At 40.2% G+C, this 23,342-nt stretch carries 30 protein-coding genes and 1 tRNA gene; 5 read left to right on the forward strand and 26 right to left on the reverse strand.

Features of this window, described 5'->3' with window-relative positions; all coding sequences use genetic code 11:
- Positions 1-114: 114 nt before the first annotated feature.
- The 9 genes from QMN06_RS12250 to QMN06_RS12290 all read right to left on the reverse strand — a co-directional run bounded on the left by QMN06_RS12250 (position 115) and on the right by QMN06_RS12290 (position 6,398).
- The gene (locus tag QMN06_RS12250) at positions 115-645 is read right to left on the reverse strand and encodes a YeeE/YedE thiosulfate transporter family protein (RefSeq protein WP_281970407.1); all 531 of its coding nucleotides are present in this window, start codon (positions 643-645) and stop codon (positions 115-117) included.
- A 2-nt stretch (positions 646-647) separates the two neighbouring features.
- Positions 648-1,202 carry a YeeE/YedE thiosulfate transporter family protein gene (locus QMN06_RS12255; protein WP_281970408.1) on the reverse strand — a complete coding sequence of 185 codons (555 nt, stop codon included), beginning with the start codon at positions 1,200-1,202 and terminating at the stop codon, positions 648-650.
- Between the two features lie 45 nt (positions 1,203-1,247).
- Positions 1,248-1,460, reverse strand: a complete 213-nt coding sequence (locus QMN06_RS12260; protein ID WP_281970409.1) for a DUF2892 domain-containing protein — start codon at positions 1,458-1,460, stop codon at positions 1,248-1,250.
- A 96-nt stretch (positions 1,461-1,556) separates the two neighbouring features.
- Complete coding sequence (locus QMN06_RS12265) at positions 1,557-2,273, reverse strand: Crp/Fnr family transcriptional regulator (protein ID WP_281970410.1); 717 nt, start codon at positions 2,271-2,273, stop codon at positions 1,557-1,559.
- Between the two features lie 494 nt (positions 2,274-2,767).
- Positions 2,768-3,127 carry a Rap1a/Tai family immunity protein gene (locus QMN06_RS12270; protein WP_281970411.1) on the reverse strand — a complete coding sequence of 120 codons (360 nt, stop codon included), beginning with the start codon at positions 3,125-3,127 and terminating at the stop codon, positions 2,768-2,770.
- 15 nt (positions 3,128-3,142) lie between these two features.
- Positions 3,143-3,940, reverse strand: coding sequence for a hypothetical protein (locus QMN06_RS12275; RefSeq protein WP_281970412.1), 798 nt, complete (start codon positions 3,938-3,940; stop codon positions 3,143-3,145).
- 241 nt (positions 3,941-4,181) lie between these two features.
- Positions 4,182-4,352 (reverse strand): hypothetical protein, encoded by a 171-nt coding sequence (locus tag QMN06_RS12280; RefSeq protein WP_281970413.1) that lies wholly within the window; start codon positions 4,350-4,352, stop codon positions 4,182-4,184.
- Positions 4,353-4,634: 282 nt separating this feature from the next.
- A complete protein-coding gene (locus QMN06_RS12285) occupies positions 4,635-5,072 on the reverse strand; it encodes a DUF6641 family protein (protein WP_281970414.1) in 438 nt (145 codons plus the stop codon).
- Between the two features lie 687 nt (positions 5,073-5,759).
- Positions 5,760-6,398, reverse strand: a complete 639-nt coding sequence (locus tag QMN06_RS12290; RefSeq protein ID WP_281970415.1) for a hypothetical protein — start codon at positions 6,396-6,398, stop codon at positions 5,760-5,762.
- 319 nt (positions 6,399-6,717) lie between these two features.
- On the opposite strand from QMN06_RS12290, the gene QMN06_RS12295 reads away from it, so the two are divergent.
- On the forward strand, positions 6,718-7,284 hold the full coding sequence (locus QMN06_RS12295) for a site-specific integrase (protein ID WP_281970416.1): 567 nt from the start codon (positions 6,718-6,720) through the stop codon (positions 7,282-7,284).
- On the opposite strand, the gene QMN06_RS12300 is transcribed toward QMN06_RS12295, so the two are convergent.
- Positions 7,285-7,623, reverse strand: a complete 339-nt coding sequence (locus tag QMN06_RS12300; protein WP_281970417.1) for a hypothetical protein — start codon at positions 7,621-7,623, stop codon at positions 7,285-7,287.
- Positions 7,624-7,687: 64 nt separating this feature from the next.
- A complete protein-coding gene (locus QMN06_RS12305; RefSeq protein WP_281970418.1) occupies positions 7,688-8,416 on the reverse strand; it encodes a hypothetical protein in 729 nt (242 codons plus the stop codon).
- A gap of 136 nt (positions 8,417-8,552) precedes the next feature.
- Here QMN06_RS12305 and QMN06_RS12310 point away from each other — a divergent pair, with 136 nt between their 5' ends.
- Together QMN06_RS12310 and QMN06_RS12315 are read left to right on the forward strand one after the other, a co-directional pair.
- Entirely contained in the window at positions 8,553-9,335 is a 783-nt protein-coding gene (locus QMN06_RS12310; RefSeq protein ID WP_281970420.1) for a hypothetical protein, read from the forward strand.
- A 54-nt stretch (positions 9,336-9,389) separates the two neighbouring features.
- Positions 9,390-10,073, forward strand: coding sequence for an AAA family ATPase (locus QMN06_RS12315; RefSeq protein WP_281970421.1), 684 nt, complete (start codon positions 9,390-9,392; stop codon positions 10,071-10,073).
- On the opposite strand, the gene QMN06_RS12320 is transcribed toward QMN06_RS12315, so the two are convergent.
- Positions 10,070-10,978: a tyrosine-type recombinase/integrase gene (locus QMN06_RS12320; protein WP_281970422.1), complete on the reverse strand. Its 909-nt coding sequence runs from the start codon at positions 10,976-10,978 to the stop codon at positions 10,070-10,072. The two genes, QMN06_RS12315 and QMN06_RS12320, sit on opposite strands and share 4 nt — an antisense overlap.
- A 35-nt stretch (positions 10,979-11,013) precedes the next feature.
- Here QMN06_RS12320 and QMN06_RS12325 point away from each other — a divergent pair, with 35 nt between their 5' ends.
- Positions 11,014-11,166: a hypothetical protein gene (locus QMN06_RS12325; protein ID WP_281970423.1), complete on the forward strand. Its 153-nt coding sequence runs from the start codon at positions 11,014-11,016 to the stop codon at positions 11,164-11,166.
- 534 nt (positions 11,167-11,700) lie between these two features.
- Here QMN06_RS12325 and QMN06_RS12330 read toward each other — a convergent pair.
- The 9 genes from QMN06_RS12330 to QMN06_RS12370 form a co-directional block, all read right to left on the reverse strand.
- Entirely contained in the window at positions 11,701-12,930 is a 1,230-nt protein-coding gene (locus QMN06_RS12330) for a His-Xaa-Ser system-associated MauG-like protein (RefSeq protein WP_281970424.1), read from the reverse strand.
- Positions 12,914-13,297: a TIGR03982 family His-Xaa-Ser system protein gene (locus QMN06_RS12335; RefSeq protein ID WP_281970425.1), complete on the reverse strand. Its 384-nt coding sequence runs from the start codon at positions 13,295-13,297 to the stop codon at positions 12,914-12,916. Before QMN06_RS12335 ends, QMN06_RS12330 begins: the two co-directional genes overlap by 17 nt.
- A gap of 1 nt (position 13,298) precedes the next feature.
- Positions 13,299-13,706, reverse strand: a complete 408-nt coding sequence (locus QMN06_RS12340; protein ID WP_281970426.1) for a peptidoglycan-binding domain-containing protein — start codon at positions 13,704-13,706, stop codon at positions 13,299-13,301.
- Between the two features lie 2 nt (positions 13,707-13,708).
- The gene (gene hxsC, locus QMN06_RS12345; protein WP_281970427.1) at positions 13,709-14,854 is read right to left on the reverse strand and encodes a His-Xaa-Ser system radical SAM maturase HxsC; all 1,146 of its coding nucleotides are present in this window, start codon (positions 14,852-14,854) and stop codon (positions 13,709-13,711) included.
- Complete coding sequence (hxsB, locus tag QMN06_RS12350) at positions 14,847-16,304, reverse strand: His-Xaa-Ser system radical SAM maturase HxsB (RefSeq protein ID WP_281970428.1); 1,458 nt, start codon at positions 16,302-16,304, stop codon at positions 14,847-14,849. The genes hxsC and hxsB overlap by 8 nt, the downstream gene beginning before the upstream one ends.
- Positions 16,297-16,596, reverse strand: a complete 300-nt coding sequence (gene hxsD, locus QMN06_RS12355; RefSeq protein WP_281970429.1) for a His-Xaa-Ser system protein HxsD — start codon at positions 16,594-16,596, stop codon at positions 16,297-16,299. The genes hxsB and hxsD overlap by 8 nt, the downstream gene beginning before the upstream one ends.
- Positions 16,597-16,640: 44 nt before the next feature.
- Positions 16,641-16,958 carry a His-Xaa-Ser repeat protein HxsA2 gene (hxsA2, locus tag QMN06_RS12360; RefSeq protein ID WP_281970430.1) on the reverse strand — a complete coding sequence of 106 codons (318 nt, stop codon included), beginning with the start codon at positions 16,956-16,958 and terminating at the stop codon, positions 16,641-16,643.
- A gap of 132 nt (positions 16,959-17,090) precedes the next feature.
- Positions 17,091-17,240, reverse strand: coding sequence for a hypothetical protein (locus QMN06_RS12365; protein ID WP_281970431.1), 150 nt, complete (start codon positions 17,238-17,240; stop codon positions 17,091-17,093).
- Positions 17,241-17,292: 52 nt separating this feature from the next.
- A complete protein-coding gene (locus QMN06_RS12370; RefSeq protein ID WP_281970432.1) occupies positions 17,293-18,471 on the reverse strand; it encodes a hypothetical protein in 1,179 nt (392 codons plus the stop codon).
- Positions 18,472-18,526: 55 nt separating this feature from the next.
- Between QMN06_RS12370 and QMN06_RS12375 the strand changes: the two genes are divergently transcribed.
- Entirely contained in the window at positions 18,527-18,829 is a 303-nt protein-coding gene (locus QMN06_RS12375; RefSeq protein WP_281970433.1) for a hypothetical protein, read from the forward strand.
- Positions 18,830-19,556: 727 nt separating this feature from the next.
- On the opposite strand, the gene QMN06_RS12380 is transcribed toward QMN06_RS12375, so the two are convergent.
- From QMN06_RS12380 to QMN06_RS12400, 5 genes are all read right to left on the reverse strand, one after another.
- Complete coding sequence (locus tag QMN06_RS12380) at positions 19,557-19,952, reverse strand: hypothetical protein (RefSeq protein ID WP_281970434.1); 396 nt, start codon at positions 19,950-19,952, stop codon at positions 19,557-19,559.
- A gap of 117 nt (positions 19,953-20,069) precedes the next feature.
- The gene (locus tag QMN06_RS12385; protein ID WP_281970435.1) at positions 20,070-21,302 is read right to left on the reverse strand and encodes a hypothetical protein; all 1,233 of its coding nucleotides are present in this window, start codon (positions 21,300-21,302) and stop codon (positions 20,070-20,072) included.
- A gap of 310 nt (positions 21,303-21,612) precedes the next feature.
- Positions 21,613-21,688: transfer RNA gene (locus tag QMN06_RS12390), tRNA-Phe, on the reverse strand.
- Between the two features lie 31 nt (positions 21,689-21,719).
- Positions 21,720-22,589, reverse strand: a complete 870-nt coding sequence (locus QMN06_RS12395) for a Kdo hydroxylase family protein (RefSeq protein ID WP_281970436.1) — start codon at positions 22,587-22,589, stop codon at positions 21,720-21,722.
- Positions 22,590-22,607: 18 nt separating this feature from the next.
- Entirely contained in the window at positions 22,608-23,333 is a 726-nt protein-coding gene (locus QMN06_RS12400; RefSeq protein WP_281970437.1) for a response regulator, read from the reverse strand.
- Positions 23,334-23,342 lie beyond the last annotated feature (9 nt).

Here is a 23,342-nt window from a genome sequence, read left to right on the forward strand (position 1 = left end):
GCGTATATACACATATATAAGATGTCCTTTTAAAGGACGTTTCAGTAAGAGTCTATTTAATCGACGCTTAGGTTAAGGGATGGCGAGAGCCAACTTCAGAGCTCTCGCATACCTTCAAAGTCCTTTTTTCTCAAACCAGCGAAACAGTCCCAAAGTAATGAGAGCAAATATCACAGCAATAACCCATTGATTAACACCAATAGTCGCAGGTAATCCAATCTTTCCTAAGTCGGCCCAAGCAAGCACCGTTGATTTAAAGAATGGATACATTTGGGCATAAATTCCTGCGCCTACAACCATACCAATAACTCCAAAGATTGCAGTCCAGCGACCTTCACCTACTGCGCCCACTGAGGTACCGGGACAATATCCCAAGACTGCCCAACCTACCCCAAACAATGCGCCACCTACCAAAATGCCACCAACATTCATTGCTTTAAGGCTCAATGTAATAAGCCCCATCTCATGCAAAGCTAAAACACCAAACATACCCACAACAATGGCTGAGAGCATGAACTTAAATATGGTCATGTCTTTTAATAGCAATGCGGCAACTTGCTTGTCATAACGCAAGACACGCCCTTTTTGTAATAAGAAACCAAAGATAACGCCAGTTGCTAATCCTAATAGATGATCTATAGACATGATTAGCTTGCCTTTCTGTACATGAAGTTTGCGACGATGACGCCAAAACCAAAGAACATGGCTAATGCGACAAAAGAACTTACTGATAACTGCATCATGCCGCTCAGTCCATGTCCACTAGGACAACCATCTGCTAAGCGAGCGCCAATCATTGCTACGATACCGCCCACAAAAGCATATACAGACCGTTTTGGTACTGAAGATCCAAAACGTTTTTCCCATAATGGTGGCAGGCTTTCTAACTTAAAACTGCCATCCATTTTTGAGGAGAGCAATGCGCCAAAGAAGATGCCAATCACCATGAGAAATTGCCAATCAATGACAACTTTTTCTTTTGCGTAATAAACATTTTGTGCAACATAACTAGGGTCTACCACTTGAACTGCTAGACCTGCTGCGCGAACAAAAGTAGTTGATGCTCCTAAGTAGGTGGACTTGCCCATATAAACGGTAGTCAGATAGACAGAAACGATAGCCAGTACTCCAACTAAGGCTCCTGCCAAATAGGGACTCCACCCTTTAGAGCTAGATGCTCTAGTTTGTTCTGGATTAATCATCGTAAATCCTTATCAGTGATTTGCTTGTTAGCTGTTGGCAAAAGATTACTTAGAACAACTGCCAGTGCCACAGCCAGCGCCACAAGAATTGATTCCCAAGATTGGATACAGTGGGCAGAACTTAAATAAGCCGGTTGCCAAAGGAACAATGCCAATCCAGCCCCATACGCCAACCACATTGCTTGCGGCTAAACCAACTAAGATCAGTCCAACAGAGATGCGTAGTACGCGATCGATACGGCCAACATTACATTTCATATAACCCCCACATAGATAAGATTTGTTGATACTGATTGAGTCTATGCCTATCTGGGGGGAGGCTTTTGATCTAGATCATTAAATGCGATAAAAAGACTAAATTCCCTTTTCAGAGAAGTTACGCAATGTGTCGATATTGGGAATTTGTACAGAAAGACGGGTAATGTTGCTAATTAAGCCTTGATCAGCCATGGATGCCAAAGCCCTGCTAATCGTCTCAAATTTGACATCCATCATCAAGCCCATGTCTTCGCGCTTAAACAGCGGCGCAATGGCAAAGGATCCCGATTGTTTAGCTAACTTTAAAAGGAAGCGGGCAAGACGCACCTCTATTCTTCCGGTATTAATCTCCGAGAACCATGATTCTGATTGGGATAATGCTTCGCCCCATTTCTTAACAATTTGACGATGAAGTCTTGGAGACTCCTCGCCTAAAGAAGAAATAATTGATTTAGGGATTTTGCATAAATGAACATTTGTAAGGGCAACTGCAGAATGCTCATAACGCTCGCCCAATAAAGCCTCCATGCCAAATAGATTTCCTGGCATTACTATTCTAATAATTCTGCTAGAGCCATCTGGGTTGACATGCAGTAACTTGATATAACCCTCTCGAAGGGTATATAGATCTTGTGCAGTATCTCCTTGGGCATAAATGCTGGAGTAAGCTTCAAAGCTCAAATCATCTATCGGACTATGAATCTTTGCAAAGTCTTCTTCATTAAGTTCAGCAAATAATGCAGAACTCTTAATAGAGCATGCCTCACAATTACTATTGCCATTCCATGCACTTTTGATTTCTATGGTCTTCATTGGCTTTATTAAGTGGGCATTTAGACTCGAATATTAAGAGCCTATTTTACAGTTTTGTCGTTTAAAACGACATCGACTGACACAAGGATGATTAATTGCTTTGTCCTTTTAAAGGACAGTTCATGATGGGGGGATGTGATTGGTAAGGGTGTAAACTATGTGGTCGGTACCGGATGTAAACCATGTGTCCGGTACGGAACAAGAATTCTTGGTGGCCCGGGGCGGAATCGAACCACCGACACAAGGATTTTCAACTCTCCGATAGACCGTACTTTCGCTTTCTGCCCTACAAGGTTAACCCCACCCGAGTCTAACTTTGTGCACAAAACTTTTATGGGGTGATCTAAGAGACTGAATTGGTTAAGTTATTTTGACCCACGCAAGGATAGCGAGAGGGTTTAGTGGCGTGACGGGGATTCGACTGGCACGAGGATGACGACTCCTTGCGTTAATCGGGGTACCCCACGCATGAAGTGTCCTTTAAAAGGACAGCTTTACTTACATGGATACTCTTTTCTAAGAGCATCTGCTACGACAATTCCAACAGGAAACTTATCGAGATTTGCTGATGAATTCTTTAGAAACTTTTCAAAAACTGAGTTAGTTATCTCACCAGTCAAGCGTAAATTATTAGGCGGACACAAAAGAGGTTTGTTCCCCAATGTTTGAGTACCAAAAACGGATGCAAAAAATACACCTTGCCCTATTCCGCCAACATAAGTGGTGACGTATTCTCTAGATACTTCACTCTTATTTTTCAACTCTAAGTATCGACCAACCGTAAGCCCCTCGTCAGCAATCGCTGAATTTGAAAATAGTGCCCACAGTATGGAGACTGAATAAAAGAATTTCATTCTCATTTAAAAGGGCTAAATCTTTGCTTTTTTTCTAAGTTCATCATCTTTTCTTCTTGCCTCATCTTCTTGATTTTTAATATTATCAACCTTCGCGCCCAAAAGCTCTTTGGCCCGCTCTAAGGTCGCAACTTTATCTTTTGAGGCCGAGCATGATACAAGTGCAATAAAAGTACTGAGCGCGTAATATGGCTTTCCATCTGGGTAGTCAAAAAACATAATGTCTAAATTATGTCTGTTTATGCTTAGCTTATAAACCGAGCGACCATTGAACGTGTAGCTTGTAATAGGCTCAAAATCATAATACTCACCATCTTCCTTAATTTTTTTTAGTTCGATTGCTTTAGTTTCGGATGGATTTTTACCGCCATCGGTAATTAAAGAAGCTCGATCATTTACTGAAATAACAATATATTTTTCTCCAGCAAATTTACAGTTCAAAGCAAAATCAATTGATGAGGCACGATACTCCCTAGGGTTATCAATATTTTTTAAATTGGCCTGTCGTTTTTCTTCATAAGATTCCCATCCCGCATTTTTTGCCTCTGCCTCTAACTTGTTTTGCGCCTCATCATATTCTTGTTTTGTTTTATAGCCCTGATCTTGATACAGCTTCATTTCCTGTGCACTACTAAATCCAGAAATATTTACTTCATAAGCTTCTTTCGTCTGGAATCCTTTAGCTTGTATTTCTTTCATCTCAGGAACATTGGCGAAGCCTAACTTTTCAGCATCCTGTTGACTCGGTCCACAAGCAGTCAAAAGTATTGCGGCTGTTAAGCTGACGAAGAGAATTTGAATGGTTTTGAACACGCTGGTCTCCGATTTAGGAATTCATAATAAATTCTATATTAATCTGAATGTATCAAAGCTATACCCCTCATTGCCGTGAATACAAAAATCAATTAAACCCAAAAGATTGCTAGAAAACGCCTGAATTCATGCCAAATCGCCTGATTTTCAAAATAAGAATTATTACGAATACGAGGTGGGGTTAGATTTAATCGCCAGGGGCCGAGATCTCCACTGGCCTTGAAAATTGCGCGGTAAATTTTTAGGGCTTACTACTGATCGGCTTGATAGCCTGTTGATGATGCTGGCGATCCTTTTCCAGCTTTAATCGTTGTTTAGCGGAATCCACATTTCGCTTGAGAGAAGCTACTCTTGCCTGCGCAGGCGAAAGGGGCTTAATTGGTTTGATGGTTTTGATTTCATAAAATCGCATATCAATATTTATTTAGGCGCCCCTCGGGTCTCTTAAATCATGTCGCATTCGGCTCTTTGCCAGCTGGCTCGCCTCTGCGATGGGGGCTTCAGCCCACCCATCTTTTCCAAAACGTGCACCACGTGGTGCTGGAAAATGATGGTCGTCTCTGTCCTAAAGCGCACCAGCTGGTGCAGGACATTCGTCTTAGGCTTTGCTGGGTCGTTGGGATCAGCTAATCCCAACTATGGGGCTACCTTGCGGTGCGCCCCATATATAAATGTCCATTAAAAGGACAAAGCATCAACGGCCAAAGCCTGCACGTACAGCGCCACTGGCCGCTTCAATCTGGGCATCTAACTCCCCAGCTTCTACGGCGACCTTAATAATCTCCAGCGCTTTAATTAGCTCATCTGCAGAATTTACTTCCACAGCAGTCTTGCCTTTAGCAAATTCAATGATCTTTGCGCCATAGCGGATGTTTAGGCAAACCTTGCCATCCATAGCTACGAACCACCACTGACGAATACGCTTTTCATGTTCAATGGTTTTACGTGCACCAGTAATGTCTTTAACTGTTTTGAATTTTTTAACAGTAAATGTGCCGCCTTCTTTGCTGGCTTTAGCTAACTGGATCTGCTCCCAGACTTTGTTAGCTAATTTATTACGACGATGCAGTACTGGCGGAATTGCTGTTGGCTTTTTTGAATTAACCATTTTTAAACTGTTTAATGTGCTCATCTTTTTCTCCTATAAGTTAATGGGCACACTTAATTTATTGTCAGAGTTTTTAGATGGACAACCTCTTTTTGCCAAAAGCCACAAAGATCTAATGATTTGAGCCAGATCTGCTCTCCTTTTATTAGGTTTCACTAAATAGTTATGACGACAAAGCAGAAGAACGCTTTGTATGCCATCACTTATTACTACTGAAATGAGTTGCGACACTCGGTCAATATGTCGCCCAATATCAACTGGACATCGGTGTCGCAGGGACGGAAATTCTGAAGCAGTAGCAGAGACTTGTATTCACTATCCTTTACAGGACGCCATTAGCCTTGCTGACTAATATGAATCAAGTATATGAATTAGCACAAAGATCGTAGAACATAGTTTTACGGATCACGAGAAAGCCCTGCTTACACAGCAACTTTCAAACAAGACAAAGGTAGCCACTTATTGCTTTTGTCATTGTTGCGTTTCAAGCCGCACGTAAAAGGAGACAGCGAAACCGCCCTTACCAATTTGGTTGTGCCTATAGTGGTGTAGTAAAGAACTCAGCGAAAGTCCTTTTCTATTACTGAGCCTGTTGCTTAAGGCTCAGTGTAGGTTGAATCTAGCGAAAGTTCATCAAACAACATCAAATCAAAATCAGAAAAGAAGAAATGTGATGAGCGACAAGCGAAATCACAGGAGAACGTAGTTCGCCTATCTATCTACTTCAATAAATTCAATATTTCTTCCTGATGTTGAATTAAATTCTTCAATACAAGTTTCTCTTAAATCCTCAATTCGCTCATCCATTTCTTGGAACGACATGATGTCATCCCTGCTTAAATCAGTTTCTTCTTCTAATACATCATCAATATCATCGATATCACATGACCAGCTATAGCTTAATTCTTCTTCCTCTTTGTGCTCAATGAATCCAAGTAATTCGTCAAAACAGACAATTCTTGTACCAATTAAATAGGGGTTATTGTCCTTATAATCCATCTGAACTACAACATCGGGATCTATGATTGAAGCGTACTTAGCAATATGATCTTGTAACTTTTCAGGGGCGATATTTTTACTTTCAAACTCAAGCTTATGGGTTGAACCAAAATACCAGCAACCATGAGCTCCAAGTAATTCACCACCATCAAATTCATCGCATTTACTCATGCCATAAAGTATTCTTGTGACAGCAGAATATCTCTCCGCATTTTTATCAAACGAGTATGTTCCAGAACTATCTGTATTTTTATCGAAATCATTCTTAAATCTTCGGATAATTTCTTTTTCTAATTCACGAATTTTTTCATTGCCATAAAAAGTAAACGTGCTTTCTACAGGTGTAGACATTTTTCACCTCAAATTAAATTTGTTTAAGTAACTATAGCTAATTTTTATAACAACAGAATAGTTTTAAGCAGAAATCTTTCAAGCTCGCTGGCTTGGGTAGCTGAGCCAAAATTTAAAACGCTTGAAGGTTATTTTAAAAGGTCATCAAAATATCGTGGCTAAAATGCCACGATAAATATAAGAGAAGTAGAGAACTCTTATATTTTTGCGTAACCCATTGATAAAAAAGCGATTCTTTTTACACCATTTTCGGTTGCCCAAACCGAATCTAAGAAAACATACTGTAACTCTTTATTTAATACATTTTAGGGAGAAACAGATGTCACAAGCTAGAGTTTTAAATCCACAAGAACTTCGCAGAGTTTTAGATCACGTTGCTACACGCAGGCACTCAGCACGTAATCGCGCTATGTTGCTACTTACGCACTACGCGGGTATGCGAGTAGCTGAAGTAGCCGCGCTACGCATAAACGACGTTTTAAACAGCGACAGCACGATTAAGGGTGAAGTACGCTTGATGCCCGATCAAACCAAGGGCAAACACGCCCGTACTGTTTACTTAAATGAACGCATGCAAAAGGAGCTGGCGCAGTACATCAAAGTACTCAAAATTAAAGATCCAACAAAACCCTTGTTTTACACACAGAAGCAAGCAGGGTTTTCAGCCAACTCACTTACCCAGTACTTCTTTTATCTTTATCGTGCAGTTGGATTGGAAGGTGCCAGTAGCCATAGCGGTAGACGCACATTCTTAACTGGGCTTGCCAATAAAGGCACAGCAATTCATATATTGAAGTCTCTTGCAGGACATAGAAACATCAGTACTACTGCAACTTATCTCTATAGCAGTCCAGATCAGCTTAAGGCCGCTGTTGAATTGATCTAATTACTTGGAGAAGTCAGTAAACACTTCTCCAGTGTATTTGTCGTGCACTCTTGTTTTCTTAAGGTTGACTGTAAAAGCCAAACCTCTTGTTGCAAGCCTGTGACCAAACCACTTACAAAGCACTTCAACTCGCGTGGATCTGTTCTTGCCATCAAGAATGAGCACTTGATCACCCAGCAGGAAGGTGCCACTTAATATTGACCCTCTGTACTTGGCATCAGTAATCTCTATTACACGAGCATTTTTTACCTTTACAGGCTTTATTGGTTTAGCTAACTTTGTTGTATGAGGAATGTCACTTTGCTCATCCCACACTGGTGCTTTGTAATAGAAATCCATATAACCCTCATATTTGCTTATAAGTTGTTATTAGGATATCAAATTTGTCCTTTGAAAGGACATTTCACACAACTGGAAACTGCCCAATTGCGGCATTATCAATTCGTGTTTTTGCTTGCTTGATATATCGTCCAACCGTTGCGGCCAAACGATTACGCTTAACGAGCCTATCTGCGTAATCGTCTTTAGGATTGGGCATAGAGTCTTTATCTAGCAACCCCATCTCTGCACCAATTTCCCACAGCTTTAATTTATTAGCGCCTAATCTTGTTTCCATATAGCGGTCATAGACTTGTAGGCACAGTCTTAAGTTGGCAATCGTATAAGTACCGTTTAACGGATATTTGGCTGTTGTCTTACTAACAGCTTTGGATGGCCGCCCCTTCTTTCTGCCGTGACGCCCCATCAGCAACTCATTGAAATACTTCTTAAGCGACTTCTTATCGTAAGTGAGTGGCACTTGCAAAAAGATAAAGTCATCTTTGCTCCACTGGTCGGGCACTTCATCTTTGACATCTATCTCTTTAAATTTATAGATAGATATTTGCTCTGCAAATAATTCAACCCCTTTGGCTCGCCACCAAACCCTAAATTCATCATCGCGCACATCACCAAAGTCTGCATATAACTTAGCGCACTTTCCCTTGCCGCCTTTTTCACAAGTAGCTAAGTAGTCTTTGTTGCGCCGTAAGTAAGCCCACCACCAGTAATAAGGACTTTGCTCTTGCCTAGACAAGGGCTGTCTATTGTTTTTAGTGCCAAAGGTTGGGTACGGCTCAAAAAACTTCACCATTTTCTTAACATTCTAAATAGATCAATATTGTATGGGTTAGAGAATTTTAACCCAAAAGAATAAAGTTATTTCATGGCCAAGCGGTTAAATTTCTTAACAAGCAGTCATATTTCTTAATACAGAAAGAGAGTTAAAAATGAACACATTATTAAACGCAGTAGATACAACCCCTGTTACAACAAACGTCCTTTTAAAGGACACAAGCAAAGTAGCTAACGTTGCTGTTGGCACTACCGTTGCCCTTACTAATATGGAAGCAAATCGTATTAACTGGGAACAAGGTGCCTACAGAACAAGTAATCAAGCCTTATATGCAGTATTGGGCGATTGCCTGGCTTTTTGTGGTGACATGACACTTCCAGAAGCTAAACAACGTAGCGAATCTTTAGAGTCTTTCTATAAAGAGCGTGGCTACACCTATAAAAAGGATCTGCCCTTAGCGACACGTGTTGTACGTGCAGTTTTTGGATCAAGAGATCGTCGTCGTATTAGCACCTACTCTTTGGTTATTCGTCAGGCAATGAAAGAGAAGGTTTTGATAGCTGACTTTTCAGCATGGGTGGAAGAGCGTGGTGGCGTTCAAGAGATCAGTCTTGGCAAAAGTGCTACTTACATCAAGCCTGCTGATAAAGCTGAAATGGCTAAAAACAATCTAAAAGGCAAAACACCGATTGGCTATGCCAAGTCTGAATTGCTCTCACATGTTGCTGATGCTCAGTACCTAGGTGATATGTGCGTACTTTTAGCAGAGCAACAGGCTGACGGCAGTTTTGGTGTCTATGCAGTTTTGCGTCAAGATGGACTGATTAAGTCTGCCTTTACCTCTTTGTATGCAGTTGGTAAAGAGCTTGAGGATAAAGCCAAGGCTGAGATCAAAGCGGCAAATGATGCAGATGGCGCCATTGCTAAATCTGCTTAATTAATCAAGGGGAATGTTATGGGCATTCCCCATTCATATTTGAAAGGAATACAAATGTTAACGAAAGGAAATAATCATGCGCCTCAAACGATTGATGACATCATCTTTGGAAACGATGAATCTAAATTGCGGATTGAAGATATTGTCTCGGGTGCCGACGCATTACCTCACTGCGGCAAATCAGCCATTCTTTTATACGGAGTCTTCGGAACAGGCAAAACAACGCTCGCTAAGATGCTACCTAACCACATTGAATACGGCAAAACCAAAGAAGAGTTAGTCTGGCCAGAAGAGTTCATTGCTTGTCAGCAAGGCTTTAATGGCCCTCAGGTTATGGCAAAGATTGATGCAATCTTGACTAAAAGCTCTTTTAACGTAAGTGGGCTTCACTACATCATTCTTGATGAGGTGGACAACTTAACTAAGCAGGCTCAGCAAAGTTTGAAGTCAGCATTGAATACGACTCGCGGCGTATTCATATTGACGACAAACAATGTATCGCTACTAGATAAGGGCATGCTAGATCGTTGCGTCTTAGTTGAAATGAATGCGGCACATCCAAATGCTTACTTGGATATTGCCAAATCTATTGCTGATGAAGCTGGGGTCACCTTATCTAATGATGAGTTACTGACAACCATTCAAGCCGCCAATGGATCATTTAGAAACTTGTTTCATAACGTGGGGCGCTTGGCTAGGCGCAAAGGTCAACAGCCACCTCCTAATATAATTTATTAAGCCAGCCTATCTGCCGCCATCGTTGCCGTCAATTTGCTGTAATGACGATCAATCATGGCGGCACTATTGCCCATCTGCTTAGACAGCGTATGAATATCAGTCTTATTCTCCAATAGCTCCAAAGTAGCGTAGGTATGTCTAAGTGAATAGAGTGTTCGCATCTGCCCATCGTGACTTAATCCCAAACCACTATCTCGCATCAATCGCTTAAAAGCACCGTCAATCCGCATGGGCTGATGACCGTTGGCAAATACGAAGATCAGCTCAGGGCAACGCGTCTCAAATAGTCGATCAAAGGGAATATCCCACACAGCCCGTTGTCTGCTGTGTAATCGTTTAAGCACATTAACTGCCTTGTGTTTAGCAATCAGCCAGCGGCCACCAGTCTTGCCATCCACCCATATACGAAGGTACTTCTTATCCCCTTGCGTGTGCCACTCAATATTGTTCCAGCAGATATTCAGTGCCTCAGTGCCATGCCGCATACCTGTGTATAAAAGCATCTCAATATAGTCACGCAGTAAGGGTCTAGTCTCATGCTCAATCTCTAGTCTGCCTTGCTTGATCCATGGCTCCATAAACTCCAACAAGCGATCAATCTCTTCGCGAGTAAATGCTGGGCGGGTTTTACCTTTTTGCCCTCTTGCTGTTAGCTTGGGAATAGCTACTCGTTCACTGATCCAGCCTTTGCTAATGGCTACCAGCTGTAACTTGGTCCACGCACTGGCAAAGTTCATCAAGGTGCTGGCTCTGGGCACCTTGTTCATCTGCCTATTACGCCAAACCTCAAACTCATGCACGTCGGTATAAGTTATTTCTTCTAGTCTTTTGTCACCAAAGTAAGGTAGAAAGTATTTCTCAATACAGGTGATGTAGCTACCGTACACACTCTTGCCTATACCCACATCCAAGTCCTGCCGCATTGAGTAGAGAGTGGCGTGTGCAATTTCTGCAAACGTGGGCGACTTTTGTGCAAGCCCCAGTCTTTGGCGAAATCTGGTTTCATCGTAAAGATCGCAAGCCATTCGTACTGCGTGTTCAATACTGGCTTGGCGGGTGGTCTGACGATGCCATGAGCCATCTTGCAGTCTAAAGCGACAATGCCAAAGTGGACTTCCGGGTCTGCGATGAATAACGACTTCGCCATCACGCAAGTAAAGCTCTGTGGGCTCGGCGTATTTGAGCTGGCTTAAGGCTGTGGGTTGGGATTCGTGCTGGGGCGAGGAGATTACTTCCAGATGACTTTCAGGTACTTTAATTACCTTGGTCACTTTTTGGGCAGATTGCTGTTGTCATACAGCTATTTTATTTTCAGAGTTTTGCTTTGGACAACCTCTTCATGAAATGTCCTTTTAAAGGACGCTTATTGATTAGCAGATCCAAAAAATCCCATTACACCCATAACAAACCCGATGTAATAAAAAAGCCCTGTATTTGGTTGTCCAATAATGTAAACATCATCCAGAAAAAGCCAGCCCAAGAAGGAAAAAATTACGATGTAGCCATGCCATAGACCCGATAAAAATCCATATGGATCGCCTATTTCTTCAGGGGCGTAGTGATGTGCGCATCCAGTTAGTACAAGACTAATAAGGACTATATAAAAAATAGGTTTTAAATATCTCATCTAAAAAGATAATGTCTTTAAGAAAGCAGTTAGTTGACTTACCTCTTCTGGGGTTAGATAGTTAACTCTAGTTGTGCTGTCGCTGAATGTAAGTCTTTTAGATAGCTCATATCTATCAAACTGACTTAGCTTGTCTGTTTGCACCAAAGACAAAGGGTCATAGTGAGCAATAATTGCTTCTTGAATTGTTGCTACAGATCCAGAATGCCCATATGGCGCGGTCTTTTCTACGTTGTACAGTGGCGCAGTTCGAAATTTATATAAGTCTTTTGGATTAAATGTCGCGTTATATCTCCCGTAGTCAACTCCAAAACCATTCTTACCAAATCCAAGCTGTGGAAACGGTACCGTATAAAACTTGAAATCGCTAAAGTGGGGTCCGTTGTGGCATGTAGAGCAGGCACCTTTGCCATAAAACACTCTGGCACCCTTCAATTCAGGCTGAGTAAGATCTTCTTTGCCTTGAACAAATCTCTCTAATTTTGTTTGCTTAAGTCTGAATTCGTTGCGAATAAAGGCCGCTATGGCCCTTGCAAAATCAATGTACTCTAGCTGGTCAACATTTTTATTAAGTACTTTGGCTAAATTTTGACTTGCTTCTGGCTCAATTTTTATAAGTCTTTGAGATATTGCCTTGTACACTTCTTTGGATTTATCTACTGACTCGGTTTTGTGATTTTTGACAAACTGATCCTCATCAAGCATCTCTCTAATTTCCACAACCGGTAAATGTATTGCCGTTACCAAAGCATCATTAGTAGGCCCCTGCGAACCAAATTGACTAAGCGGCTTTTTCAAAGAAAAGTCCACCCTACCATCCCAGAAAAATACATCAAAACCTTTGGCACCTCTGCCCCAAAAAGCCAAGGTATTTCTTGGTAGTTGCTTTGCTCCATTAAGCAATCTATCGGGCCCAACCATTGTCTTTCCATCGCCGCCCCCAATAGCCGCCGCGTTGGGTATTCCGTCTGCAGAGCCAAATTTGTCTTGATGGCAGGTTCTGCATGAGATATTGCCATTAAGACTTAGCCCCTTATTGCTCTCAAAAAATTTAACCCCCAATGGTGATAATTTTTCATCGGAATTTCTATATAGCTCGTCTGCGGGCTTAAAGCCAGATTCAATTATTTGGCGCTTAATTATTTTTGTTTCAGCATTTTCAATGGCGCTAACATGCTGAGTTAGCACCATCAATGAAAACAGGAGTATTTTATTAATAACGAATTTCATGAGTTTTTACAAAATTTCTAACATCATTTGATTTTTCTTCAATTACCTCAATACCAATCATTGCAAGACTTTCTTCATTGACACCCAAAATCATCATCTTTTTTCTGAGCTTGTCATAGTCATCGCAAGTCAACAAACCTACCTCGGCGGAATGTAACTGCCTAATAGACTCTTCAGATTTATCAACATTCACTTTATTTTTTGCAATTAAGTGATCACGCATAACATTGTCGCAAGCAAATACTAACTTTTTATAGTCTTCCTTATAGATAACCTCAGCCAAATAAGGTGCGGCCATATATTTTGTAGCGAGCGCAATACAGCTTATAGAGGCAAATACATTCAGAACAATAAGTATTTTTTTCATTTCAACATCCCAAATTTCTTTTAGTCTGCTCATCAATTTGACCAGTCACCGGAATACTTTTACTCTCCTGAAATTTAATAATTGCCTCAATGTACTTGGCATTAAAAGAAGAATCTAAATCATCAATTGGGTAGCCCAAATCTTTTAACTTCACTAGGCATTTATCAGAATTAATACCACTTGCAATTTGCCTTTTCTTATTCTCCTGCGCCTCGGTAACTGCTGGCGTGGCAGGTAAAACAAAGGATCTTGGTGTGCTTTGTTCATTTCTATCAACATCAACCTCATCTTCATCCTCGTAAACAAGGTGTTGCCTTGTATAAATTTTGTACGAAGAAGAAAGTCCAACAACTAGAAAAATAATAGTTAACACCGTTATGGCTGTTGTCGATTTCTTTGAAAGTTCCATACTTATTCTTTAAATGCTCTGATGTGGTCGCTATACCTATACTTTTTTGAAGATGAAAAGAAGCCGCCACATTCACTTCTTTTTACACAGGAATCGCACTCTTCAACATATTCATTTTTCCAATCACTAATTGATTTAACGTAATTGGATTTAATATCTTGATTCACCACGCAGAGCTGATGGTTATAGATGGATGTTCTTATTCCGTATGAATTTAGAATTCCTAAAGCCCTACTTAATGTATCTTTGTACTCATATGGATCTATCCATAATTTATCTAAGTTTGCTCGTGTAAAGCCCATCATTTCCAAGCCCATCAATGCAACATGGTCAACAAAAATAAGATTTCTAGCAATGAACTCACATGTCTGCACTAAACGATCAATTGTTTGCTTATGGATTACTACCCTAATTTCTACCTTTTGATTGAATCTTTTTAAATTCAAAATGCCTTGCATGGTTTCATCAAATGCGCCATTGGCTTGAACCACATAATCATGTCTTGCAGGATCATCTGAATATATTGGAATGCCCAAAAGACAATCGTGGTGATTTACATCGGCATAACGCTTAGCAAATGAGCTATCTTTAAATGTTCTTCCGTTGGTTAAAACATCAATTGCGGTATTTGGTAGTGCCTTTTTTGTTTTTGTAATCAGCTCAATAAACTGGTCGCCATATAAGGTAGGTTCTCCACCTGTATATCCAATGTTCGCAGTGTCCTTTGGGATTAAATCAAGCGCCTCAATTGCCTCTTCCATTAGCCACGAGTCATCATGATCTTTTGGTGGTTGAGAGCACATCAAACAATAATGATTACATCGCTCGGTCAGTAAAAACGTATTGTTAGGGCTTTTCTTTCTAAATATGATGCCGATACGACCAGATGGTGAGATGCGGGCTATATCGCCCTCATCTATGTAGTTCATTTCCTCGGGTAGCTCTAGATGATTTACCTGACCCAAGTCTTTTGTAGCATCAAAAGTCAAATACGCCCCAAAGCCCTCGGGAGCCGAGCCATTTTCAATTATTAAAGCCTTATCTTGGCGCTCGCCGATTGGTATCTGAGAATTTTTAGTCAGCGTAAATAATCGACTCCTATCAAGAGTGAAATTTTCGACGACGCCTCGACCGTATAACTTAAGCATTTGGTTGAGCCCAATCGGTGAATAACTGTTTCACAAACGAGTCTTCTTCCATTCGTTTAATCAAATATTTGAAGATCTTCATGTTTCTATTACAGAATTCAGAGTCTGGCTTTCTACCGACAAAGTCTTTGTATATGCCGTAGTGAAATACCGGATCGGCCCCGCAATAACTTTCAAATGCACAATCTGTACACATTGGTACGCTATATGCAAAGGATTCTTCTATTGGATCTAGTAAAGCATCGCTGAGAAATATTTGCTCATAGGTATCTTTTAAAACGTGCCCAATTTGAAATTTATTCTCACCCATCTCAGCAAGCATTCTGCTCTCATCAGATGCAAACACTTTGCCATCGTAGTTATAGACTACTGCCCCAATTCCAATTCCTGCTGGGCTCATTAAGTCTACATAACCAGGCTCTGTGCTTGTAAGCATTTTGGAGAGAATGGTTGCCGCATAAAACTCTCTAAATTCTTTGCCTCTGCGGTTTAACTCAATGATGTACTCAAGACCTTCTACAAAAAATTCGTGCCATTTTTCTGCATCATAGGCGGCATATGTTTTTGTTTTAAGAGCAAAACCGTATGGTGACAAAGGTCTTAGAAAAATCCCTCCAAACTCTCTTTCAACATATTCATCAATAATTTCTTTAACTCTCCCAAGACTTGCTTTAGTTGTAGTCATGAGCGCAGAAACAGAATATTTTCCTAAATATCTTCTTGTGGATGCAATTCCCTCAATTGCTTTTTCATAACTATTGCTACCTTTGCGTGGTCTATTGTGGTTATGAAGATCTTTAGGCCCATCTAGAGAAGTAGAAATTTGAATTTTGTGTTGTTTACAAAATTCCAATACCTGATCATTAATTAACGCTAAATTTGTTGCTATAACGTAGCCAATATTCTTGGTGCCCCTGAGACTTTCTGCACGCTCAACAATATATTTTATGAGAGGAAAATTTAATAACGGCTCGCCACCTTGAAATTCAATTTTGATGTTTTGAGCCGGTGCCTTCAAAGCTAAGTCCAACGACTTATCTGCAACCTCTTTGGACATATCAAATGCTACTTTATCGTCCGAAGCTCTTGAAACCTGACAATACGGGCAACTATGCTCACATCGTAAAGAAACTACAAATATATGTAAGCCAGTGAATTCACTAAGGTTGCTATATTTCGTTCTTAACTTGATTGCCAATAAATCTTTAGCAATGCTTGTTTTGTCATCCACTAAAAAGTGTCTTGCTCTTAAATTGATATAGTCTGGATCTGATGAGGTTAATTGGTGTTTAACCAATTTCGATAACTTATCACGCGGAAGAGTCAGATACTCTCCAGCCATATTAGTAACTACATAGCTCTGATCATCTAGAGCCTCAAACCTAAGTGGAAGAAGCTCATAAGAATGAGTTTTGTTTTTATAGAATTCTATCGGCTGAAACTTACTCATCCTTTATCAGCCCTGCCTTCGAGAAGGTGTGGGCAAGAATGAGGTTTCTTACGCCTTCAGTTTCTCTCTTGATTGATTCCCGAAGATCTTGATCTAATACTTCTTTTTTAAATTCATCGACAAGTCTTGCCGCTTGAGCATCAGTTGATTTATCTGGGAACTTTATGAAACATGAATATGAAGTCCCGTTTTCTGAAATTACCGCCGAAAACTTATCGATAAATCTATAAGCGGCTTTTTTAATTGCTTCTGCAGAATAAATTGCTTTATCAAAGAAAACTTGCAATTCCATTAGATTGCCCCATGGTCTTTAAATGCCCCAGAGGGCCAATCCAATTAAATGGTTTCTGTTCTTGGGTCTTCTGAGTGACCAGAACGATGTGAACGATGGGAGGAATGAGAGGAATGAGAGTAGTGATCTGCGAAAATAACCCCAGATTCGCTCTTTTTCATCAATAAACGATGCATTTCATCATTCTTTTGATAATCCACAACATGGGTAGTAACCCCATCTAGCTTGTTCACAGCCTTTAAATCATCAGAAGCTGATTTTTGATCTTGTTTCTCAGTTACAGGAGCAGAAATAGCATTTGCGTGTGAGCTAAACAATGATGCTGTTGCAACACCCACAGGAATCAGAAACTTCTTTTTCATGATTTTTCCCCTTTTTCTTTAATGCCTTTAATTTAGCACGCGATTATTACAAAATCAATAAGGAGTTGCATCCAAAATTAAAATGATTGAAAAACAATAGGTTATTAATAAGAATGTCTTTTTAAAGGACGTTTAATGTTTGGCTAATAAGGATAAAACCAATAAAGCAATACCCAACCCCACGATAATGAAGCCAACCTTAAATACCTTTTGGGCAACATCGATATCAAATACCAGCACTAATAAAACAAAAAAGAGTATTAAGCCAATAATTATGTGCATTTAATCACCCTCCTTTTTGTTGTTCAAAATTAGTACATCACCGTATTCAATACTATTTTAGCCAAGGCTTTTGCATATGCGTAGGCATATGTTTGCATACCTCAATTAACCACCCGTTTCGCTGTGCCGCGGCCCAAGCACCTTTATGTTTTTGTTTAAATTCATTTCTTGTTAGACATTCTTTAGCCACCTTCAAAACATACTCTTTTGTGTATTTTCCATGTTCTGTAATTCGTATCAACGGCTTACTAAGCTCGACCCATAACCCACTTTTCAATGCATAGTTATGTGCAGATTGATACTTTTCTCTAAATTCTTTAACAGTTTTGCAATTACTTATAGCCTGCTTAACAGTTTCATCATTCCAGATAAACGCAGTATCAAGTATTTCTAATTCTTCTTTAGTTAGCTCTCTTGGCTCCTTGACAAAAGAAATCTTATTTTTTCTTGCCAATCTAACTAACTCAGACTCAAGGGCTTTTAATAGCGGCGCCTTAGTTAGAAAGTCCAACTCTAAATAGTTAATTCCCTGCCCAATAGCAAAATCTTTTTTGATCTTATCTCTAGCTTGTATAGCTTTAGCATTTTCCTTGTCCCTTAGCCAGCCTTCTTTATGCTGTCTACCGTGATACTCAATTACTAAGTTGAAATCAGGCAAGTAAAAATCAAATGGGTATCTTGCAATTTCGGCATATTGTTTAAACTTATGCTCCATAAGATATTCAATGTCGTGACTCATTAAGTACTCCCTGATTACCCTAGGCCCAAACCAAGGGGCTTTATTGAGCATATGCTTGCAAACATCATCCAGCCATCCTTTATCCACTGCAATTGAGTAGGCACTGGTATGGGTACTTTTAAACTCACCCCGCGTCTTACATTCTTTTGCCACCTTTGCAATATTGGCTTTAGTCCATTTACCATGTACTAAACCCCTTTCCATTGATGGTGGTATTAGCTTTTGTTTTTTGGCAGTTGAATATGAAGATGAACTTCCCTTGCTCCACTCTGCGGTGGTTTTGTATTTTTTAGCCTCTTCTAGTAGCTTTTCTTTTGTCCAATAGCCATTAGATCTTTTCACAATGCTCATATGGGCACAAGCATCATCATTCCATTTATTTCGGCAACAGATTGCATAGGCGCTCGGACTGCTCTTACGCCATTCAGCAACTGTTTTATATAAAGACGCGTCTTTAATTACTGCGGCCTTATCCCAAGTTTTTCTATTCATCAAGTTAATTAGTTAGTATGGTTCCAATAATGTACTTGAATAAAGGTTTGCGATTATGGAAAATTCATCCAGTCTTGCTTGGGTAGTTGCTGTTGTTCTAGGAATAATGCTTTATAACGCCAAAAATGATGCGAAAGAATTTAATCAGCACACCCTCAGTAGAATGCAATTTATAGAGTCAAATCTAGTTGAAGCCAGCAAAAAGGTTGATGATTTCCTTACAAAGACAAACCAAACTTGCTACAACACATACTATGGTCGACCTGAGGGGCTCTGTGGACTTAAGCAAGACATCACAAATGCCTTGGTAGACGTAAGGCCAGAATTGGAAGATTTACATAAAAAACTCAAAGATTAAGCGTCGCTTAAATCGACGCTTACTACCAGTTAAGTAAATGTCCTTTTAAAGGACACGTCATGAACCAGACACCCCAGTCTAGACTCAGAGTGGCGGCATCCTGATTAACGGATCGAATCTCTAGGAGACGACCGAACCCGCTAGGCACAAGGTCTAAGCACCATTGGGCACTAGATAAGAAAATAGCCCAACAAGTGGGCTATCGTGATTCTTGGTGGCCCGGGGCGGAATCGACCAGGGCTTACGGGATGTCCAATTTATTGGGAGGAGGTCAATTTTATTTTCAGACTTAAAGTTGGGCAACCTGAAAATGAAACGTCCTTTTAAAGGACGCTTTAATCAGCGTCGATTTAATCGACGGTTCGCTCATTAAGTATTAAAGCCTTTTTAGATAAATCTGCTTTGACTTTATAACCTTGATAAAAAATATCAAATTGCTCAAGATTGGTTGCATCCCACCTTCGATTGGCGGTCCATATGGCCTAAACGTAAATGTGGGCGGTGTCACGCCTACTTCAACAGAAATGCACTCGGCAATTTGCGCTAAAACAGATCCTGAACTGAGCAAGAGTACAAAGGACGTGGCGATCACTTTAAATTTCATATTAAGTTGGCTTGTAGAAAAATATTGGGGGACTATTTAAATGAGGGGGCAATGATTACCCCCCTCTAGACTCAAATTCTATAAAACGATGAGGTTAAATAATGATTTTGTAATCTACCCTCCTTACCACTCGGGTACTGGACGTCCCAATGGGGTTTGACCTGGTGGACAAGTTGTAGTATTCCAGTATTCGTTCATCACATTGCTCCCAGGTGATGAGCAGTAAATCGTCATGGGAATAGGCTTATTTGGAGAGCTATAACCAACACCTCCACAAGATTCTTTTACATACTGCATACAATCATCTGCTTCCATTTGAGCACTTGCAAATCCCATCCTCATCCCTCCCTTATAGTTAAATGGCAATGGTTTTGGAGGTGGGGCCGCCCGCCCTGGAGTACAATCTCTTGCCATACACATGGAACCATAGCCCCAATATCCAGCCTCTTGAGCAAAGGCTAATTTGGGAGTAATTAGAGTGATGATGGCACAAGAAATAATACTTTTAAGATATTTCATAGTAGCTCCTTTAAATTATTAAATGTCGATTGGTATAAGTGCAAATCTAAGCTCCCTCTCTTTGGAGGCTGTACTTCAAAATAAAGCCATACTGTCAGGCAAAAATCATGCTTGACACTACCGCAAGAGAATTCCTGGTGATGCTGGGATACTGCCAGGGACTTTATTAAGGCTTAATAATTGCGAAATAATCTTTAAGACCATTGGGGAATAGCCGTTATCGTTTGCTGGAATGCTATAAACATCATCATCAATATTTTTTACTCTTGCAAAATTTCTAGTACTTGAGTCGTTTTTTCTAACAAACAATAAGGCATATTGATTTTCTTGGCCAACTTTTCGAGCTTGAGTAGTTGCTGATGGAGGCAATGTAACGATGTAAGGGTTTTCTTGATTCTGGGCGGATACTACTTGTCCAAGATATTCGAAGACTGTATTAGGTGATCGAACCGTTAAGATCAGTTCAGATTTAGAACTCTTATTTTTAGAGGCGTTAAGACTTGCTTTGCAAAAAATGTCAGAGCTAAATTCTTCTTTAACAAAGTTGGCAAATTTATTTTCATCAACACAGACTTTAAATTGAGATTGCGGTTGCATTTGGCCGTACATTCCACCATAAGCACCGGATGATCCACCATACCCACCCGGACTTTGATAAGGCGATGGCATGCTTGGCTGTGAATAGGTTGGCGCTCTACCTAATGTAGAAGAATTAATTTTCTTTGGCTCTTCTTTGACCTGATCAATAGTCAAACCATAACTTAGCAACTTATAAAGTTCAGCTTGGAATGCAGGATATTCTGGTAGAAGCGGATTGTTTATATACCGAGTAGATTTACCATTTGCTTGCTTAATTTCAATTGAAGCGATTGCTAGACTAAACATTACCTCTCTTGGGATGTTATCGGAAATAAAAAACTTGGCAGTTCCAATAGGGATTTGAGATAAAAATCCTTGCAGAAAAGTGGCATTATCAAGTGAGGACTGGGAAAAGTTAAAACTATTACCAAAAGATGGGTTGAGACTCGGGCTAAATGAGCTTATGCCAAGAGGGCCGCCTGCAAGCCCTCCAATGAAACCATTCATTGATGGACTTAATCCTGGACTAAAACTTACATTTCCAGAACCATTAATACTGGGAATATCTAGAAAACTCAACGGGCGCTCATTGGATGCGCGGATGATATTAATCAGGATGCTATTTAATTGGTACTGCTCCAAAATTACAGCGTAGCGTGCCGACATCTCTGTAAAGTCTGGAGTGAAGGGAGTAGTGCAACCCCCAACCAATATTGTTATTGAAGTTGAGCAAAATATTGCTTTCGCACTATTGATGAAGGTAGATTTCACTGACGCCCTGAAGATTGAACTATGTTCGAAATCTAGGGCGGTAGATTTGGCAGAATGCCAAGTCAGCTCAAAGGTCTGTTGGCTTCAGTCTAACTGTTATTAATTAACAAAGGAGTAAAGCAAGGGTAAACACTTTGGACGAGCGTCGATTTAAGCGACACTTGACCTCTACAGGGATTACAAATCCTCAATAGATAAACTGTCCTTTTAAAGGACGCCTCTAGTCAAGGAGGATGTGATTGGTGCAGGTGTAAACCATGTGGTCGGTACCGGACGTAAAGCATGTGTCCGGTACGTACCTTTTGAATCTTGGTGGCCCGGGGCGGAATCGAACCACCGACACAAGGATTTTCAATCCTCTGCTCTACCGACTGAGCTACCAGGCCAAAGACAATTATTATACTCGAAATAGGGGTATTAAACCAATTTTCGTTGAGTTATTCGACCGAGTATAGCCATTGGGCTACTCATTGGATCGTATAAAGCATCAATATTCAAATTATACGTTTGCTCCATCATAAACTGTCCACTCATAGCTGCATGAGATGTTTGATCAGAAAAACACACCCAGACATCCCCTGGTAAAAATTTAAACTCAGTTTGTGGGGAGTTCTTTTGATAACTTAAATTAGATTTCATTGCATCATGTATTTGCAACATCATATGGTCATATTCACTTCGAAGTGTTTTAGTCAGACCGAGTTTGTTTAAAATCTTTGCTTGTAAAGGCGAATATGGCTTAATCAAAGGTATAAATTGCTTCGCAATATTTTCAAAACTATCACCAACTCTCCAAACTCTTGGCTTACCTTCAGGATTTACATTCATAAAAACCCGTAAGATACGCTCACCATAATTTGGTCGTGTGGCAAAAGCATCGACGTGTAAACGTCGATCATCTGCTCGCCATGACTGTTTGCGATCTTCGATATTAAAGGGCCTAAAACTAGTCGGTGAAACTTTTAAATAGGATGAATATTTAGGAACTAAAGAATTGATCAAACTATTCGCAGAACTTCTGTACCTTAAGATAAGCTCTCTCAATTGTTGCTGGATGTTTTCATTCCCCTGTGCGCCTTTTAATACATTATCAGCACCAACGCTAATATTTCTAGCTTTCGGATTTTGTATTTCTGGGACGAATAAAGATTTTTCTTCATCAGATACCGCAAATTCTAAATTTGAAAAATGCAATACCTTGCCACTCTCCAAAGCATGAATCCAATCCGGATTAGGCTCATCAATCACCCAATTGGGTGTTTCAATAGTGATAATTGAAGAGGTCATGATAAATAGTGGATTGATCTAAGTACTACTACCTATTTTCCGAACATCAATTCCCAGGGCTTTTAATTTTCTATATAAGTGTGTTCTCTCAAGACCCGTCTGCTCAGAAACTCTAGTCATACTTCCACCCGTTAACTTCAAATGGTATTCGAAATATGCTTTTTCAAAAATATCTCTTGCCTCTCTTAGTGGCAAATCAAAGTGGCCTTGAACTAACTCTTTAACATCTGATGAAGCAACCAAGCTCGATAGGCGGCCATGCTCAATACTGAATTGACTTTGATTATCAAACGACTTAATTAATCCAGATGAATTATAGTTTGAGGATGCTCCTAAGTCTTTCATTCCTAGACCGATGTTATCAAGTGACTCCTTTGGAGAGACTCTTTCTAGAGCTTGACTCACTGTTTTTAATAGTTTTTGTAAGGCAATAGGCTTCTCTAAAAAGTTGCATGCTCCAATACGAGTTGCTTCTACGGCAGTATCAATCGTCGCATGTCCAGACATCATAATGACGGGCATGGTTAACTTATCGTCTTTTGCCCACTCTTTTAATAGAGTGACGCCATCAGTATCTGGCATCCAAATATCAAGAAGGACTAAATCAGGTAATAGTTGATCACGCACTGTTCGTGCTTGTTGAGCATTCTCAGCCGAATAAACAACATGACCCTCATCACTCAATATTTCATTGAGCAACTCTCTAATTCCCATTTCATCATCAACTACCAATATATTTGCCATGCTTCATTG

Source organism: Polynucleobacter sp. SHI8, assembly GCF_027944005.1.
Lineage (GTDB): Bacteria > Pseudomonadota > Gammaproteobacteria > Burkholderiales > Burkholderiaceae > Polynucleobacter.

Bases quoted from the DNA above. Each gene is read 5' to 3' on its own strand.
- QMN06_RS12250 (WP_281970407.1), bottom strand. From the start codon at position 645: ATGTCTATAGATCATCTATTAGGATTAGCAACTGGCGTTATCTTTGGT.
- QMN06_RS12255 (WP_281970408.1), bottom strand. From the start codon at position 1,202: ATGATTAATCCAGAACAAACTAGAGCATCTAGCTCTAAAGGGTGGAGT.
- QMN06_RS12260 (WP_281970409.1), bottom strand. From the start codon at position 1,460: ATGAAATGTAATGTTGGCCGTATCGATCGCGTACTACGCATCTCTGTT.
- QMN06_RS12265 (WP_281970410.1), bottom strand. From the start codon at position 2,273: ATGAAGACCATAGAAATCAAAAGTGCATGGAATGGCAATAGTAATTGT.
- QMN06_RS12270 (WP_281970411.1), bottom strand. From the start codon at position 3,127: ATGAAATTCTTTTATTCAGTCTCCATACTGTGGGCACTATTTTCAAAT.
- QMN06_RS12280 (WP_281970413.1), bottom strand. From the start codon at position 4,352: ATGCGATTTTATGAAATCAAAACCATCAAACCAATTAAGCCCCTTTCG.
- QMN06_RS12285 (WP_281970414.1), bottom strand. From the start codon at position 5,072: ATGAGCACATTAAACAGTTTAAAAATGGTTAATTCAAAAAAGCCAACA.
- QMN06_RS12290 (WP_281970415.1), bottom strand. From the start codon at position 6,398: ATGTCTACACCTGTAGAAAGCACGTTTACTTTTTATGGCAATGAAAAA.
- QMN06_RS12295 (WP_281970416.1), top strand. From the start codon at position 6,718: ATGTCACAAGCTAGAGTTTTAAATCCACAAGAACTTCGCAGAGTTTTA.
- QMN06_RS12300 (WP_281970417.1), bottom strand. From the start codon at position 7,623: ATGGATTTCTATTACAAAGCACCAGTGTGGGATGAGCAAAGTGACATT.
- QMN06_RS12305 (WP_281970418.1), bottom strand. From the start codon at position 8,416: ATGGTGAAGTTTTTTGAGCCGTACCCAACCTTTGGCACTAAAAACAAT.
- QMN06_RS12310 (WP_281970420.1), top strand. From the start codon at position 8,553: ATGAACACATTATTAAACGCAGTAGATACAACCCCTGTTACAACAAAC.
- QMN06_RS12315 (WP_281970421.1), top strand. From the start codon at position 9,390: ATGTTAACGAAAGGAAATAATCATGCGCCTCAAACGATTGATGACATC.
- QMN06_RS12330 (WP_281970424.1), bottom strand. From the start codon at position 12,930: ATGAAATTCGTTATTAATAAAATACTCCTGTTTTCATTGATGGTGCTA.
- QMN06_RS12335 (WP_281970425.1), bottom strand. From the start codon at position 13,297: ATGAAAAAAATACTTATTGTTCTGAATGTATTTGCCTCTATAAGCTGT.
- QMN06_RS12340 (WP_281970426.1), bottom strand. From the start codon at position 13,706: ATGGAACTTTCAAAGAAATCGACAACAGCCATAACGGTGTTAACTATT.
- hxsC (WP_281970427.1), bottom strand. From the start codon at position 14,854: ATGCTTAAGTTATACGGTCGAGGCGTCGTCGAAAATTTCACTCTTGAT.
- hxsB (WP_281970428.1), bottom strand. From the start codon at position 16,304: ATGAGTAAGTTTCAGCCGATAGAATTCTATAAAAACAAAACTCATTCT.
- hxsD (WP_281970429.1), bottom strand. From the start codon at position 16,596: ATGGAATTGCAAGTTTTCTTTGATAAAGCAATTTATTCTGCAGAAGCA.
- hxsA2 (WP_281970430.1), bottom strand. From the start codon at position 16,958: ATGAAAAAGAAGTTTCTGATTCCTGTGGGTGTTGCAACAGCATCATTG.
- QMN06_RS12365 (WP_281970431.1), bottom strand. From the start codon at position 17,240: ATGCACATAATTATTGGCTTAATACTCTTTTTTGTTTTATTAGTGCTG.
- QMN06_RS12370 (WP_281970432.1), bottom strand. From the start codon at position 18,471: ATGAATAGAAAAACTTGGGATAAGGCCGCAGTAATTAAAGACGCGTCT.
- QMN06_RS12375 (WP_281970433.1), top strand. From the start codon at position 18,527: ATGGAAAATTCATCCAGTCTTGCTTGGGTAGTTGCTGTTGTTCTAGGA.
- QMN06_RS12380 (WP_281970434.1), bottom strand. From the start codon at position 19,952: ATGAAATATCTTAAAAGTATTATTTCTTGTGCCATCATCACTCTAATT.
- QMN06_RS12395 (WP_281970436.1), bottom strand. From the start codon at position 22,589: ATGACCTCTTCAATTATCACTATTGAAACACCCAATTGGGTGATTGAT.
- QMN06_RS12400 (WP_281970437.1), bottom strand. From the start codon at position 23,333: ATGGCAAATATATTGGTAGTTGATGATGAAATGGGAATTAGAGAGTTG.